Genomic DNA, 542 nt, shown 5'->3' on the forward strand with positions numbered 1-542 from the left:
TTTTTGTAGGGTGCGCCCCGCGCACCAACGCATCAGTATTAAAAGATAGATTGAATACAATCATCTATGTCAATTTTGCTACTTCAAAATTATTCAAAAACAATGCTTTTAACTTCAAAATCTGGTTCTTAAATGGTGTGTGGAACGCACCCTACGCGAGATTGCGATAATTTAACTTAATTCAGCCTCAGCTTCAGCCTCAATCAACCAAAACCCAATCCTCATCAACAACCGATTCATCAAACACTCTTTCAAACCCTTGCTTTACGAGTTCAAGTCGCGATACTTCTGGCTCGTTTTTGTCTCTAACAATAGGCGCGTCTATCGGCATCATAGCTTTCCACTTTGCATCCTGCTTATCCTTACTCGCTAACACAAAACTAAAGAAAGCCGTGTCGCCAGCCATCATGCGTAGATCATCAACGACTAATTGCGTGCTTTGCTCTTCGGCTTTATCGATAGGCATTTGTGTTCGATAACCTGTCCAATCTCCAGAGAACCAATCAAGCCGATTGGCATAATGCTGGCTAGACGCTGGCAAG

At 42.6% G+C, this 542-nt stretch carries 1 protein-coding gene; it reads right to left on the bottom strand.

Annotated elements, in window-relative coordinates; all coding sequences use genetic code 11:
• Window positions 1-199 precede the first annotated feature (199 nt).
• The coding region (locus ACTXGO_RS16085) for a hypothetical protein (RefSeq protein WP_443575229.1) at window positions 200-542 on the bottom strand (343 nt) is incomplete at its 5' end.

The sequence above is a fragment of the Psychrobacter sp. T6-1 genome (assembly GCF_052258445.1).